The following is a 15,806-nucleotide window of genomic DNA, read 5'->3' as shown; positions in this document are numbered from 1 at the left end:
ACTTACTCCCCTGCCTGGATGGCTTCACGGCCGGCGTCCTTGGCGAAGGACATCGGACGTCTGCTGGATGTGCCCTCGCCGCCCGACCCGGTTGGTTCGGGGCCGCGCTTGAGGAGCCGGTTGATGTAGTAGATGCCGGCCGAGAACACCGTGGCGTAGACGAGGACGAACAGGGCCAGCGACACAATCACCGCGCCGCCCGAAATGGGCGAGACGGCATCCTCCGTTCTTAGAATGCCGGTCGCTATCCAGGGCTGACGGCCGATTTCCGTAGTGAACCAGCCGCACAGCACTGTAATGAAGCCGATGGGCCACATCAGCGAAACCGTTCTCAGATAGAGGCCGGTGGAGAACAGCCGGTCCCGGTACCAGAGCACCCCGCCCACGACGACGGTCGCGAGCATGACCAGACCGAGGCCCACCATGATGCGGAAGGAGAAGAACACCGGCCAGACGGGCGGACGGTCCTCGCGCGGTACGTCGGTCAGGCCGGGGAACTTGCCGTCCCAGGTGTGAGTGATCAGCAGGCTCGCGACGTGCGGGATGGTGATGGCGTAGTCGTTCCGCTCCTGCTCCTCGTTGGGCCAGGCAAACAGGACGAAGGACACGGGCGACTCGTTGCCGTCCCAGTGCGCCTCGATCGCGGCGAGCTTCGTCGGCTGATACTCCGCGACGGTGGTGCCGGCCCGGTCACCCACGAGAAGCTGGAGCGGCACGAGAACGATGAGGAGGCCGAGTGCCATCTTCAGCATGGTCTCGGCGTGCTCGATGAAGCGGCCCTGCAGCCAGTAGCGCGCACCCATGGCAAACACCACGAAGGCGGTGGTGATGTAGGCGGCGAACAACATGTGCAGGAAGCGCGTCGGGAAGGTCGGCGAAAAGATGACCTGCAGCCAGTCCGCCGGAACCGCGATGTCGCCCTGCATGGCGTGGCCGGCCGGATACTGCATCCACGAATTCGCGGACAGAATCCAGAAGGCCGACATCGCCGTGCCGAGGGCCACGAGCACGGAGGCGGTAAAGTGCAGCCACGGCGGAACCCGGTTCCAGCCGAACAGCATGATGCCGAGGAACGTTGCCTCGAGGAAGAAGGCGGTCAGGACCTCATAGCCGATCAGCGGGGCGACGACATTGCCGACGATGCGCGAATATTCGGCCCAGTTGGTGCCGAACTGGTAGCTCATCACGATGCCGGAGACGACGCCCATGCCGAAGGACACGGCGAAGATCTTCGTCCAGAAGCGCGCCAACGTGTGGTAGCGCTCGTTCTTGGAGAATAGCCACATGCCTTCCAGCGTCGCGATCCAGGCGGCAAGGCCGATCGTGAAGGAGGGGAAGATGACGTGGAAGGAGATGGTGAAGGCGAACTGGATTCTCGAAAAGATAAGGGGATCAATGTCCATCGTCACGCCTCCTCAATCACCGACCTGACGGCAGCCCCCTTGGCGAACCCGGTCGTCGTATCCTGTCTCTGGCAGACCGCCGGACGACAAGATTGGTACTAGTGCCGCCTGTGCGCCGCAGCGAGACATAGAATCGTCCTAGAGACGATATGTAGCGGACGTGCGACAGTCGAGGCGGGCTTCGCCGTCACCCGGTCGCGTCGAGCCGCCGCCTGATTGCCAACATGTCGCGCCATGCCAGTCGTTTCTGCGCGGGCTGCCGAAGCAGATAGGCCGGATGCAGCGTGGCCATGCAGGGGATTTCGCGCTGCCCGGTGTGATGGCTCGACCATTTGCCGCGTGCCCGCAAAATGCCTTCGGAGGACCCGGTGATCGCCTTCGATGCCGCGCCGCCAAGGAAGATCAGGACGTCCGGGTCCGCGAGCTCGATCTGCCGCGCGATGAACGGCTGGCAGATTTCCGTCTCCAGCGGGCTGGGCGTCCGGTTTCCGGGCGGCCTCCAGGGCACGACATTGGCGATATAGACTCCGGACCGATCCAGGCCGATGGCCGCGAGCATACGGTCGAGAAGCTGGCCTGATCGGCCGACGAATGGCTTGCCCTGAGCATCCTCGTCCCGCCCCGGAGCCTCCCCCACCAGCATCAGCCGGCCGGCGGGGTTGCCGTCTGAAAAGACCAGGCGCCGGGCTGTCTGGCGCAGGGCGCACCCCTCGAAGGTACCGAGGATCTGTTCCAGTTCCTCCAAGGAGCCGGCGCGGGCGGCTTCGCTCCGGGCGAGCATCACCTCGTCACCCGAGCCGGGAGCCGCCACAGAAGGTGCGGGATGCGGGGGCGTTTCGGGGTGGCGGGCTTGCGGGCGCGATTGCGGCACGCGCGGCACGAGCGGCGGAGATGGAGCAGCCGGAACCGAGAACCGGTCTATTGCTTCCGGCAGGACGATGGAATCGACACCGATCGCCTCGTACCAGCCGAGAAGCGCCCTTGCCGCGGCAAGCCGGTCATGACCGACGCTTTCGTTCAACCGGAACCCCTCTCCATGCGTGTCCGTTGGTCAGGACGGACATCCTGCCGGAAAACCGAACGACCTCTTGCACCATGTGCGAGAGGCGTGCGCAACGACAGTGTTCACGCGGCGAGCGGGTGATGCAAGTATTCTGGATCGATTCCGGATTCGCCTGTTGCCCGATGCGCGGCCCGATCTGACCCGGCGCGCGGCAAACCGACCAGAGGACAGAAATGGCCGAAGAGCAAGACGCCGTCGAACGCGAGAGCATGGACTATGACGTGGTCATCGTCGGAGCTGGGCCGGCAGGCCTGTCCGCCGCCATCCGGCTGATGCAGCTGGCCACCGAAACCGGCGAAGAGCTTTCCGTCGTCGTACTCGAAAAAGGGTCGGAGGTCGGTGCGCACATTCTTTCCGGCGCCGTTATCGATCCGATCGGCCTCGACAAGCTGCTTCCGGAATGGCGCGACGAGGACACGCCGATCAAGACCGCGGTGACGGACGATCACTTCCTGTTCCTCGGCCAGAGCGGCGGGATCCGGCTGCCAAACTTCCTGATGCCCAAGCTGATGTCGAACCACGGAAACTATGTGGTGTCGCTCGGCAACGTGTGCCGCTGGCTGGCTGAGAAGGCCGAGAGCCTGGGGGTGGAGATCTACCCGGGCTTTGCCGCGTCGGAGATCCTGCATGACGACAACGGCGCCGTGGTCGGCGTGGCGACGGGCGACATGGGGATAGGCCGCCAGGGCGAACACAAGGACAGCTACACGCCGGGAATGGAACTGCGCGGCAAATATGTGCTGTTCGCGGAGGGAGTGCGCGGCTCGCTGTCAAAGATGGCCATAGCCAAGTACGGTCTGTCGGACGACCGCGAGCCGCCGAAGTTCGGTATCGGGCTGAAGGAGATCTGGACGGTCCCGCCGGAGCAGCACCGACCCGGCCTCGTGCAGCATTCGTTCGGCTGGCCGCTCGACGCAAAAACCGGCGGCGGTTCGTTTCTCTACCATTTCGAGGACAACCAGGTTGCCGTCGGCTTCGTGGTTCACCTGAACTACCAGAACCCCTACCTCAACCCGTTCGAGGAATTTCAGCGTTTCAAGACCCACCCGACGATTGCCGAAACGCTGGACGGTGGCAAACGGGTGGCCTACGGCGCGCGAGCCATTACCGAGGGCGGTTACCAGTCGGTTCCCAAGCTGACCTTTCCGGGCGGAGCTCTCATCGGCTGCTCGGCCGGGTTCGTGAACGTGCCGCGCATCAAGGGTAGCCACAACGCGATGCTCTCGGGAATGCTTGCAGCCGAACACGTGCACGAGGCGATCTCGGCGGGCCGGGCTCATGACGAGATCGCCGGCTATGACGACGCTTGGCGGACCTCGGAGATTGGGCGCGACCTGTGGACAGTGCGCAACGTGAAGCCGCTCTGGTCGCGCTTCGGCACACTGCTCGGCATCGGGCTCGGCGGCCTCGACATGTGGCTGCAGTCGCTGTTCGGCGTCTCGCCCTTCGGCACCCTGCCCCATGGCAAGACGGACGCGGCTTCGACGAAACCGGCTGCGAACTGCAGACCCATCGACTACCCCAAGCCGGACGGAAAGCTGTCCTTCGACCGGCTGTCGTCTGTCTTCCTGTCCAATACGAACCATGAGGAAGACCAGCCGGTCCATCTCAAGGTGCGGGACATGGAACTGCAGAAGGCGTCGGAATGGGAGGTCTACGCCGGGCCATCCCAGCGCTACTGCCCTGCCGGCGTCTACGAATGGGTAGACCAGGACAGCGATCCGCGCTTTGTCATCAACGCGCAGAACTGCGTGCACTGCAAGACATGCGACATCAAGGATCCAAACCAGAACATCGTCTGGACGGTGCCCGAGGGCGCGGGCGGACCGAACTACCCGAACATGTAGCGGCCAGGCGGCTGCCGCGGCTTTATTCCGTCAAATCAATGCATTGAGGGAAACCTCTTAAGTCTGGCGCGCGATACCGGGCGTACGACTGTCTCGTAAAAAGGGTTCCACCGGAAGCAGACTGGGTAGAGCGACTGCACCAGCACGGCTTCACGATCCGGAGCGAACCGGTCACCTGCTTGGCTCGCGCTATTTCCGAACCCCAGAGACCGCAAATAAAATGCCCCGCCGGATGGCCCGGCGGGGCGGAGCGCCCTAATTCATAGCCATAACACTCTGGCAAAAAACATTATTGCCCGTCAGGCTTGGCGTTCGGGAACCCTGACCACCAGCCCGTCGAGTTCGTCGGTTACGCGGATCTGACAGGACAGCCTGGAATTCGGCTGCACGTCGTAGGCGAAATCGAGCATGTCCTCTTCCATCGGCGACGCCTCGCCGACCTTTTCGCGCCAGCCCTCATCCACGTAGACATGACAGGTGGCGCAAGCGCAGGCACCACCGCACTCCGCCTCGATGCCCGGCACCATGTTGCGAACAGCATTCTCCATGACGGTCGAGCCGGTCGCCGCCTCCACCTCGTGGGTCTCTGCGTCGGCGGTAATGTAGATGATCTTCGCCATGGGGGTCCTTCACTCAATGCCTGCTTGCGCCCGACATATCGGGTTGCCGCGCTGCGTCAAGTCGAGGGGTTCCAGACTGGGCTCCAGAGCGGCCGCCACGATTTCGCCAAATATACGTCGAGATGGAGGCGGACGTTAACCATAGAGCCTTGTCGCCCCTAGGCATTTCCTTGTTCCAGCACCCCGGATATGCGATTAGGATTTTGTTAAGAAATTCCGTTTCTCCGCGTATTGGCTGACAGTGCGCGAAAATTCCCGGTGTGCACGCGAGAACGTCTCGCGCCGGAAAGAAGAGAGACGGCAGCGTATCCGGCACCCTGCCCGCGGTTCGGCTCTTTACCGACACCAACGGCCGGTCCCGACGAGTAAAGCGTACGGACGCGAGGGCGACGCAGACCATGGCCACGCAATCTTCCAAGGCGAACGATCCGGCAGAAGCCGCCCTCTCGGCGGTCGAAGAGGCTCTATTCGATCTCGGCACGACTTCCATGCGGGACGACGAGGAGCAGCGCCAGCGCTCCGAGACAGCCGCCGACACGGACGTCGAGACCGCGGACGACACGGGCTCGTCCGCTCAGGACGAGACGGTGGAGCCGAGTGCACCCCTGATCGCCAACGATGGAGAGCACGACGCCGCTCCCCTGCCCGGCAGCGATCGCAGCGCCCGTCGGAAGTTGTCTCGGCCGAGCTCTGCCGCCAACGACGACCGGGTGGATGCGCGTCGTGCCCTCGCCGCCGCCCAGCGTCCGTCGAGCTGGCCGCTCTGGCTCGCCGCCATCCTGAGCCTTGGATGGGTCGCAGCCGGTGCTTTCGTGTTCTCGCAGCAATTCCCGGACGCCTTGATCTCGGCGGAGTCCTTCTCCGCCTTTGCCGGCACCACCGAGTTCCTGGTACTGGCCGCGCTGCTGATGGTGCCGGTGCTCGGCTTCTTCGCGTTCGGATACATGATCCGTCGCGCCCAGGAGTTCCGCCTCGCCGCCAACTCCATGACCGATATCGCGCTCCGCCTCGCCGAGCCCGAGGCCCACGCCGCGGAGGGGATGGTCAGCGTCGGCCAGACGATCCGTCGCGAAGTCGCCGCCATGGGCGATGGAATCGAACGGGCGCTTGCCCGCGCCAGTGAACTCGAAGTCATGGTCAAGCGCGAGGTTTCCGCGCTGGAACGCTCCTACGGCGAACACGAAGTCGCCATCCGCGGCCTGATCAACGAGCTCGTCAACGAACGCCAGGAAGTCGCCAACAATGTCGGCGTCCTGAAGGATCAGATGGAGACCGGCCAGACGACGCTCACCGGTACGCTGCAGTCGGTGGTGACGTCGCTGCGCGGCGAAGTTGACAGCGCCCGCGAGACGCTGACGGCCTCCCTGAACCAGTCCGGCGACCTCATCGTGGAGTCCGTCGGCAGCCGCTTCGAGCAACTCAGCACCTCGCTCAACGAAACCCATGAGCGGATCGCGACGGAGCTCGATGGCGCGACAGGTCGCTTCACCGGCACCATCGACGAGCGCCTGTCGCTCATCGACACCGCTGTCACTGGTGCGAGCAACCAGCTCAGCACCACGGTCGACGACCGCTACGGCCAGCTCACCGAACTGCTCAGCGGCACGCATGCCCAGGTCACAGGCGCCATCGACGACGCCGCGAACGCGTTCACGCAGGCGATCCACGAGCGCCTCGGTACGTTCAACACGATCTTCGATGAGGCCAGCGAGCGCTTCAACACGACCTTCGAGATGCGCTCCGGCAGCCTGACGGACACGCTGCTGACCACGGAGTCCCAGGTCACGGCATCCATCGAGGCGGCCTCCGGCCGTCTGGCGACGGTTGTCGAGGAACGCCTCGGGGCGTTCGACGGGACCTTCGCCGAAGCCAGCGAACGCCTGTCCGTGGCCTTCGACCAGCGCTCCAGCGGGCTGCACGAGGCCCTCACCTCTGCCGAGCATCGCGTCACGGCCGCGGTTGAAGGTGCCAGCAACCGCTTCCAGGAGATGTTCGACGAGCGGATTTCCGCGTTCGACGGGTCCGTCACCCAGGCCAACGAGCGCCTCGCCGTCGCCTTCGACGAGCGTTACAACGGCCTGCACGAGCTGCTCTTCACCACCGAGGACCGCGTCACCGGCGCCATCGACACCGCCAGCGGTCGCTTCACGACGGTGGTCGACAGCCGCCTGGAGGCGTTCGACGGGTCCGTGGCCCAGGCCAGCGAGCGCCTATCCTCGTCCTTCGACGAGCGCTACAACGGCCTTCACGAACTGCTCTTCACCACCGAGGATCGGGTCACCAACGCCATCGACACCGCCAGCGGCCGGTTCACGACCCTGGTCGATGGACGGATGGAGACGCTCGACGCGACGATGGCCGCGGCCTCCGAGCGGGTCACCAGCGGCGTGGACGAGCGGGCCGACGCGCTCATGCTTGCGCTTGACGCTGCCCACGAGCGCATCAGCGCTTCGCTCGACGGTGCCGGCGCCCAGCTGTCCGGTACGATCGACGACCGTCTCGCGGCGGTCGACACCACCGTCGCCGTCGCCGGCGAGCGCCTCAGCCAGTCGATCGAGGAGCGCCTGTCGGCCATCGACACCGCAATCCTCGGCACGGCGGGCCGCTTCACCGTCGACCTGGACGAACGCCTTTCCGGGCTGGAAACCAATCTCGGCGAGGTCACCGAGCGCATCGTCCGCGGCTTCGAGGAGCGCGCGACGACCATCGACAGCAACCTCACCGACACGGCCACCCGTCTGGTCTCGTCGATCGACGGCAAGGTCAGCGAACTGCACGGTTCGCTCGCCGACACCGGCGAACGGCTCATCGGAACGATCAGTTCGGCCAACCTCGCCCTCGGCGAGAGCGTCGACGGCCGCATGGCGGAGATCGAAACCACGCTGTCGGCCCTCAGCGCCCGCGTCGGCGACGTCATCCACCAGCGTTCGAACGAACTCTCGGACTCTGTGCTCGGACATGTCGAGCAGGCAGATGCCGTGTTGGCCGGTCGCCAGGAAACCCTCAGCCAGACGTTCGAGATCCGGACCCGTGAGCTGCAGGAAGCCCTCGACAGCGCGACGGTTTCGCTCGACAGCCAGCTGGGTTCCCGAAGCGAAGAGATCCTCGGAGCCCTCTCCGGCTTCAACGACGGCATCTTCGCCCGCCTTGCAGAGGAAGCCGAACGGGCCGTTACCTCGCTCTCCGGCGTGGGCGAGACCATCACGGGTCGCATCACCGAAGAGACCGACCGGCTTGTTACCTCGGTTTCAAGCTTCGGCGACACCGTGACGGGTCGCCTCTCGGAAGAGGCAGATCGCACGCTGACCTCGCTCTCCAGCATCGGCGACAGCGTGTCCGGCCGCCTTCTGGAGGAGACCGAACGTGCGGTCACCTCGCTTTCGAGCGTGGGCGAGACCGTCACCGGGCGTCTCGCCGAAGAGACCGAACGCAGCGTCACTGCGCTGTCGGGCTTCAGCGACAGCATCAGCGAGCGCCTCGCAGGCGAAGCGGACCGGGCTGTGACCGCCCTCACCCAGAGCGGCACCGGTTTCGTCTCCGACTTCAGCCAGCAGGTCGATGCGCTGTCGGGTCATCTGGAAGGCACTGCTTCGCGGTTCGAGGAGGCGATCACTGTCTCCGGCTTCGAGCTGGCGGAGAAGCTGTCGGAAACCTCGGTGCGGATCCACGAGACCATCACGGTGGAGGGCCGACAGCTGCAGGAGTCCCTCGATCGGTCGTCCAACGGCATCGCGGAATCCTTCTCCCGCTCCACCGCTGCGCTCGCCGAGGCCCTCGAGACCCAGACCGACGCCCTCAACGCGCGGATCGTCACGGCGGTCGAAGATGCGTCCGTCTCACTGGGCCACCGCACCACGGAACTCGGCGAGACGCTGGCGACCGCCGGCGCCGAGATTTCCCGGGCCATTGCCACGCGAGGGTCCAAGGTCAGCGAGGACATCGCCGCCAGCGCCGCCCACGTGGCCGAGCAGATCGGCAGCAAGGGTGACGAGATCCGCGCCAGCGTGGACGAGAGCGTCAACCGTCTGGACGGCGTTCTCACTGCGCACTCCGATGCGATCCGCTACTCTGTCGATGACAGCGTCGGGCGCATGGACACCCTGCTCGGATCCCATGGTGAGCAAATCCGCTCCGCCACGGACGAGGGCGTCAGCCGTCTCGGCGAACTCCTTGCCGAACGCGCCGACCAGATCCGGATCGCCGGCCAGGACAATGTCGGCCGTCTCGAAGAGGCCCTGGCGACCAGCCAGCATGGCATCGAGAGCACCTTCGCCGGCAACGTCGACCGTCTGGACCAGCTGCTCAACGAGCATGGCGAGGGCCTGCACACCCGGATCGAGGGCCAGATTGGTCGTCTCGACGCGCTGTTCACGCACTCCGGCGAAGAACTTGGCAACCAGTTCGACACGCACGCCCAGAACCTCTCCTACGTTCTGTCGAACCGTGGCGAGAGCGTCCAGGCAGCGATCGAGGGCGTCATCACCCGCCTCGACACCCTGTTCACCCAGTCGGGCGAGTATCTCGGTGGCCAGCTGAGCGAGCACGCAGACCGGATCTCCTACGTGCTGTCGAGCAGCGGCGAAGGTATCCAGTCCTCGCTCGAACAGAATGTCGGACGCCTCGAGACACTGCTCACGCAGTCGGGCGACACCATCGACGCCCGCCTCACGGGCCACGTGGATCGCGTGACCCACGTGCTCACCTCCCGGGGCGACGGCCTCCAGGCCTCGCTGGAGACCAATATCGGCCGCCTGGAGAACACGCTGGCGCAGTCCGGCGAAGTCATCGACAGCCGCCTTTCCGGCTATGCCGAGCGGATCACCACGGCGCTTTCCACCAGCGGCGAGACGATCCACGGCACAATGGAGACCAATATCTCCCGGATGGAGGGTCTGCTGTCGCGCACTGGCGAGGGTATCGATGCCCGCCTCGCCGGCCATGCCGAGCACCTGGCGGGCCTTCTCGCCATGCGCGGCGATGGCATGCAGACGGCGCTGGAGGACCAGATCGTTCGGCTGGAGACGTTGTTCTCACAGTCCGGTGACCATCTGGGCACCCAGCTCGACACCCATGCCGAGCGCCTCGACTACGTGCTCTCCAGCCGAAGCGACACGATGCACTCCTCGCTGGAGACCAACATCGGGCGTCTGGAGACGCTGCTCGGTCAGGCGAGCGAGGGGCTGGACACGCGTCTCGAGGGTTACGCGGAGCGCCTGTCCTACCTGCTCTCCAGCCGCGGCGATGGTCTGCAGTCCTCGCTGGAAGACAAGCTGGGCCGCCTCGAAGACATCCTCACGGTCCGAGCCGGTTCTGTGCAGGAGGCCTTCGACACCCAGATCGGCACGTTCACCGACCTCATCGATGGCCGCGCCGCATCGCTCGTGGAAACGGTCGGGACCCGGGGCGAGGAGATCGACTCCGTCCTCGGCCGCCGCATCGAGACCATGGAGCATGCCCTCGACGGCCGGATCGAGAAGCTGAGCGACACCCTTCTCGGTCGAGCCCGCGACGTGGCAAACACGCTGCACGAGGGTCAGACCGAGATCACGGCCACCTTCAAGAGCCATCTGGAGGAGATCGACCGGCTCACCCGCGACGGCACCGGCGAGATCGCCACCGTGCTCAAGCAGGAAAGCGATCGCGCTCAGGCGAACCTCCAGGGGGCGGTCCAGACCAGCATCGACACGGCCATCACCCCGCTGTCGGATCTGGCAGAGCGGATCTCGGCGAACGGGGAAAGCCTGCAGGGCATCCTTGCGGAAAGCGCCGATCGCTTTACCCGGGAATCGGAAGCACTCAAGCAGCAGCTGCGGTCCGAGCTGGGCTCGCTGGTTGCGAACCTGCAGGACAGCAACGGGTCGCTGCACTCCACCCTTTCCACCATCGGCACGACGATGTCGGAGATCGAGGGTGCGCTTTCCGAGCAGCTGTCGCGCTTCGAGGCAAGCGTGGAGCAGGCTGGCAGCTCGACCACCGAGACCGGTCGTATGCTTACGGCGCGGACGGAGGAGCTGCGGCGCCTCACCGGCAGTGCGCTGCGTGACCTTCAGAGCCTCTATGGCGAGGTCAGTGAGCACACCAACGGGCTTGTCTCGGCGACCCACCGCTTCGAACAGGCCAACCAGTCGGTCGAGGCGACCCTGTCGGAGCACCGCGCCACCATCGAGCACATCACCTCGACCCTCTCGGAGAAGACTGAGACCGTCGACGGCCTGATGCGCGCCTTCCTCGGTCGGGTGGAGACCTCCATCACGACGGCGGAAAGCCGGGCCCAGGAAACCTCCGCGCTCATCGAGCGGACGGTCGAGCAGGCGTCGCAGACGCTCGCCGATCAGCTCGCCTCCATCTCGTCCGTCGCCAGCGACCAGGGCAACAGGGCACGGGAAGCCGTGCGCGAGGCCCAGGGCGTCATGTCGGAGGAGATGACGCGGACGCTGAAGGAGATGGCATCGCGCTTCACAACGGCGACCGAGGACATGCGCGCCGCGGCCGAGCAGATGAAGCGTGAGCTGGAAAGCACCCGCAGCGAAATGCGCCGCGGCATCCTGGAGCTGCCGGACGAGGCATCGGAAAACTCCGCTGCCATGCGCCGGGCGATCACCGATCAGATCGATGCGCTCAAGGAGCTCGCCAACATCGTTTCCGTCCACACCGAACAGCCTCAGGGCATGCAGTCTGCCCCGGCACCGCGGCGGAACATCCGTGATGCCGCGCCGGTCGCTCCCGCCCCGGCAGCGGTGCTGGAGCGGCCGGTCGAGGTGGAGTCGGAAGCCCCGGTTCGGGGTCCTGCCCGCTCTGGCGGTGGCGGCAACGATGGCGGCGGCCGGCGTGAACCACACCCGGCGATGCGGTTGCCCGATCCGGAAGAAGGCACCGGCAACGCGGAAGGTTGGGTCGCCAATCTCCTGCGCCGTGCCTCGGCGGAGGAGGATGACGACCGTGGCCCGCGCGGGCGACAGGAGCATCATGAGATGCCGATGCCGTCCGACGAGAGCCTCGACGGCCTGTCCAGCGACATGTCACGGGCGGTCGACGAGGAGAGCTACCGGGACGCCTGGACGCGCTACAACCGCGGCGAAACGAAGGTGTTCAGCCGCCGCCTCTACACCATGGAGGGACAGCAGACCTTCGACGAAATCCGCCGGAAGTATCAGCGTGACCGGGATTTCCGCGATGCCGTCGATCGGTATGTGGACGATTTCGAGCAGCTGATCTCGGAAGTTGCCCAGACCGACCGCTCCGGATCGACGAGCCGAACCTATCTCACCTCGGAGACGGGCAAGCTCTACACCATGCTTGCCCACGCGAGCGGCCGCCTCGCCTGATCCGGCGCGGACGACCTGAACAACAAGGCTCCGGGGCGCTCGCCCCGGAGCCTTTTTTGTGATGCGGAGCGCGCGAGCCCGGCTGATACAACCATCCGCATGCTGGCTCCGGGACGGCAGGGCGCCCCCTCGTTCAAGAGCAGGTTTCACCGTCAGATGGCGATATCCAATACTCGCGACTCACCCCGGAGCGGCGAATACAAAACAATCACTACTGAAGATAGTTTAGTTTGCCGACTTTTAATAAATAATTCACGGTCAAGTACTCACGCCGTCACGTCCCCGATATATGAAGGCTACAGGCAGTCATTCGGGCGTCAGGGGGCATGTAATGAACAAAGTTCTTTGTGGCGATGATCTCAATTCCATCGCGATCAGTACGTCTCAGGCAATTCTTCCCACTCTCACTCCAATCATTTGCCGCACGATCGATGAAATCGATGAATGCATGCGCCTTCGGTATGAAGAATACTGCCTGAACCGAGGATGGGAGGCGGCTGACGAATTCCCTGACCGCCGGGAGCGCGATTGCTACGACGAACGGGCCGTCCACATCCTGCTGATGGACAACACCAGGAACAAGCCGGTCGGGACCGTGCGCATCATCTATCGTCGGCCCGGTGGGACGGAGAATGCGGGCCTGCCTTCGTTCGACTGGTCGCCGGAATTCAGCACTCACCTTCGGGTCCACGCCCTCACCAACACCATAATCGAGTTGTCCCGCTTTACTGTCGTTCGGTCGGAAATCGGTGCCCTGACGAACCGATCTGACCTGGCTCGAGGGATCTTTCCGGCTCTTGCCCTGATCAAGGGGATGCTGCGCGCCACAGCGGAAGACAACGTGCGCACCGCCGTCCTGACCACCACGCCGTCACTGCAGCGTCTGCTGGCCAAGGCCGGCTTCAGGTTTCACGACGCCGGGATCCGGGTCGAGCACCGGGGCGTTCGGGTCCCGATCTATCGGGAGATCCCGGCCCTGCTAGCCGGCGTGTACGAGACCAGCCCGGAGATCTGGGCCTATGTCACGGACCACGGGCTGACCTGGCCCCTCGACCAGTCTGCCACTGAAACGGAATACCGTCTCTCCGCCTAAGGCAGACAGTCGACGTTCGAGATCCAGGCAGCACAGATGAAACTGACCGAACAGTCTGCAACGGCGCCCGCCGGTACTTCCGAATTTTCCTATGAAGAGGCCTTCTCGCGGACGCTTGGCTGGATCACGCCCGACGAACAGGCCAGGCTCAGGACGAAGCGTGTCGCGATCGGTGGGCTCGGAGGTGTCGGCGGCGCCCACGCCATCACGCTCGCGCGACTCGGCGTCGGCAGGTTTCGTCTCGCGGATTTCGACCACTTCGACTATCCCAACTTCAACCGCCAGTTCGGCGCAACCGTTGAAAACGTCGGTCGGCCCAAGCTCGACGTGACCGTCGGAAACGTACGGGGCATCAATCCGGAGGCCGAGATCGATGCGTGGGCCCGTCCGATCCGGGTCGAGGACGCTTCGGACTTTCTCGCCGATGCGGATATCTACGTCGATTCCCTCGACTTCTTCACGCTGGATGTGCGCCGTGCATTGTTTGCGGAAGCCAGGAACCGTGGCATTCCGGCGCTGACCGCAGGTCCCGTCGGGACAGGCGCGGCGTGGATCGTGTTTCTGCCGGAAGGCATGAGCTTCGAGACCTATTTCCGGTTCTCCGACACCGACGTGGAAGACAATTATCTGCGCTTCCTGGTCGGGCTCGCGCCGCGCGCCCTGCACCTGCCCTTCCTGGTCGACCGGTCCTTCGTCGACTTCAAGCGCAGGAAGGCGCCTTCGACGCCCATGGGCATCGTCCTGTGCGCAGGCGTGGCCGGAACGCTCGCCCTGCGTCTGCTGCTCGGACGGGGCGGCATCAAGGCCGCGCCTTGGTTCCACCAGTTCGACGCGTCCGCCGGCAAGATGACGAGCGGGCGGTCCTGGCTGGGCGGAGCCAATCCGGTGAGGCGCTTGAAGTGCGCCATGACCCGCAAAGTGGTGGCCTCGGCCAATCGCGCAGCCTGAGCGACGCCAGCCCACGCGACACCGCCCTCCAGGGATCGCCCATAGAGGCGATCTCAGCTGAATGTTAGGGCAATGAAAAAGCCTGCCGCGGCGACACCGCGGCAGGCTTCATTGTCAGTGCGCTGGCTCCGCAGCCACGGAGCCGGCAACCATCAGCCCGTGATCTCGGAGCCGGAGAAGAAGAAGGCGATCTCTTCGGCTGCGGTCTCCGGAGCGTCGGAGCCGTGCACCGAGTTTTCGCCAATCGATTCCGCGAAGTCGGCGCGGATGGTGCCCGGATCCGCCTTCGACGGATCGGTCGCACCCATGACTTCGCGGTTCTTCAGGACGGCGTTCTCACCTTCCAGGACCTGCACGACCACGGGGCCGGAAGACATGAACTCGGTGAGCTCCTGGAAGAACGGGCGCTCGCGGTGCACCGCGTAGAACGCCTCGGCGGTCGCCTTGGACATCAGGATGCGCTTCTGGGCGACGACGCGAAGGCCGGCGGACTCCAGGCGGTCGACGATCTTGCCGGTGATGTTGCGCCGCGTGGCGTCCGGCTTGATCATGGAAAAGGTGCGTTCGAGCGCCATGGCGGTCGGATCCTTCTGGGATTTGCTGTCTGTTGAATCTGATCGCAGCCGGGCTGAGCGCGGCCGCGCCCGGCTGCTATAGCTTTAGGCAGGATTTGCCCGCAAGTCCCGCAAGGCGGATTGGGCCGTTTTCAGTGCCTGGACGAGCAATTCCAGGGCATGCGCCCTGCTCAGGCGGCCTTGGCCGGCGCGGCCCGCCCGACGCCGCCATGCAGATCGAGGCAGCGCTCGAACCACGCAGCCACCGGATCGTCATCGGCCAGAAGCTTCAGCGCGCTCGACACGCGCGCCCACTGCAACGTTCCGAAAACGATGTAGTCGCAGAAACTGGCCTCGGCACCGCCGATGAAGGGCTGGGTCGCCAGGGTCTGCCGCAGCGGCTCGAGTGTCGCGCGAAATGCGTCCACGCGGTCCTCGCGTCCCGCCTGAATGTCCTCCAGCGCCCGTCCGAAGCGCTTCTCGCGGCTCTCACGGAAATAGGCGCTGTCGATATCCTGCAGGATCGCATGCACATCGGCGACGATCAGCCCGGCGAGCGCCGGGAGAACGGAGACCTTCACCCAGTTCTCTACGAACCGCGCGGCCCCCTGCCCGCCAGCGCCACCAAACAGGCTCGGACGGTCGGCGTAGACATCGTCGAGGTACACGGCGATATCGAAGGAATCGCGGATGACCCGGCCATCGTCCTCGATCACCGGGACGGTCTTCTGCTGACCGTCAGCAATGGAGGGAATCTCTGTGAAGGGCGTCGGCCGGCTTTCGAATGAAAGTCCCTTGTGGGCAAGCGCCATCTTGGTGCGCCAGCAATAGGGCGAAAGCCGAATGTCCGACGCTCCGCAGAGATCGTAGAGTATGATGGTCATGCTCGTTCCTCTTCCCGGCCGCGCGCCCCACCGCGGCGGATCGCATGTCCGACAAAAGCGAACAGACGA

Annotated in this window: 9 protein-coding genes; 4 read left to right on the top strand and 5 right to left on the bottom strand. The window is 65.0% G+C overall.

Annotated elements, in window-relative coordinates:
* Positions 1–2: 2 nt before the first annotated feature.
* Both C507_RS0101585 and C507_RS0101580 read right to left on the bottom strand, forming a co-directional pair.
* Positions 3–1,403, bottom strand: coding sequence for a cytochrome ubiquinol oxidase subunit I (locus C507_RS0101585; protein ID WP_018697896.1), 1,401 nt, complete (start codon positions 1,401–1,403; stop codon positions 3–5).
* Positions 1,404–1,590: 187 nt separating this feature from the next.
* Complete coding sequence (locus C507_RS0101580) at positions 1,591–2,184, bottom strand: uracil-DNA glycosylase family protein (RefSeq protein ID WP_018697895.1); 594 nt, start codon at positions 2,182–2,184, stop codon at positions 1,591–1,593.
* Between the two features lie 455 nt (positions 2,185–2,639).
* Between C507_RS0101580 and C507_RS0101575 the strand changes: the two genes are divergently transcribed.
* Positions 2,640–4,313, top strand: coding sequence for an electron transfer flavoprotein-ubiquinone oxidoreductase (locus tag C507_RS0101575; RefSeq protein WP_018697894.1), 1,674 nt, complete (start codon positions 2,640–2,642; stop codon positions 4,311–4,313).
* A 299-nt stretch (positions 4,314–4,612) separates the two neighbouring features.
* On the opposite strand, the gene C507_RS0101570 is transcribed toward C507_RS0101575, so the two are convergent.
* Positions 4,613–4,933 (bottom strand): 2Fe-2S iron-sulfur cluster-binding protein, encoded by a 321-nt coding sequence (locus tag C507_RS0101570; RefSeq protein ID WP_018697893.1) that lies wholly within the window; start codon positions 4,931–4,933, stop codon positions 4,613–4,615.
* 398 nt (positions 4,934–5,331) lie between these two features.
* Here C507_RS0101570 and C507_RS0101565 point away from each other — a divergent pair, with 398 nt between their 5' ends.
* From C507_RS0101565 to C507_RS0101555, 3 genes are all read left to right on the top strand, one after another.
* Positions 5,332–12,258, top strand: coding sequence for an apolipoprotein A-IV repeat region-like domain-containing protein (locus C507_RS0101565; RefSeq protein ID WP_018697892.1), 6,927 nt, complete (start codon positions 5,332–5,334; stop codon positions 12,256–12,258).
* A 331-nt stretch (positions 12,259–12,589) separates the two neighbouring features.
* On the top strand, positions 12,590–13,351 hold the full coding sequence (locus tag C507_RS0101560; protein WP_169508936.1) for a PEP-CTERM/exosortase system-associated acyltransferase: 762 nt from the start codon (positions 12,590–12,592) through the stop codon (positions 13,349–13,351).
* A 36-nt stretch (positions 13,352–13,387) separates the two neighbouring features.
* Positions 13,388–14,299 carry a ThiF family adenylyltransferase gene (locus tag C507_RS0101555; RefSeq protein ID WP_018697890.1) on the top strand — a complete coding sequence of 304 codons (912 nt, stop codon included), beginning with the start codon at positions 13,388–13,390 and terminating at the stop codon, positions 14,297–14,299.
* A gap of 152 nt (positions 14,300–14,451) precedes the next feature.
* Here the strand turns inward: C507_RS0101555 and ndk are convergent, their stop codons facing one another.
* Together ndk and C507_RS0101545 are read right to left on the bottom strand one after the other, a co-directional pair.
* Positions 14,452–14,874, bottom strand: coding sequence for a nucleoside-diphosphate kinase (gene ndk / locus C507_RS0101550; RefSeq protein WP_018697889.1), 423 nt, complete (start codon positions 14,872–14,874; stop codon positions 14,452–14,454).
* 170 nt (positions 14,875–15,044) lie between these two features.
* Positions 15,045–15,737, bottom strand: a complete 693-nt coding sequence (locus tag C507_RS0101545; RefSeq protein ID WP_018697888.1) for a glutathione S-transferase family protein — start codon at positions 15,735–15,737, stop codon at positions 15,045–15,047.
* Between the last annotated feature and the right edge of the window lie 69 nt (positions 15,738–15,806).

It is taken from the genome of Amorphus coralli DSM 19760 (genome assembly GCF_000374525.1).
GTDB lineage: Bacteria > Pseudomonadota > Alphaproteobacteria > Rhizobiales > Amorphaceae > Amorphus > Amorphus coralli.
Note: the sequence above shows the minus strand (reverse complement) of the source record. Positions and strands in the feature narration are given on the sequence as shown.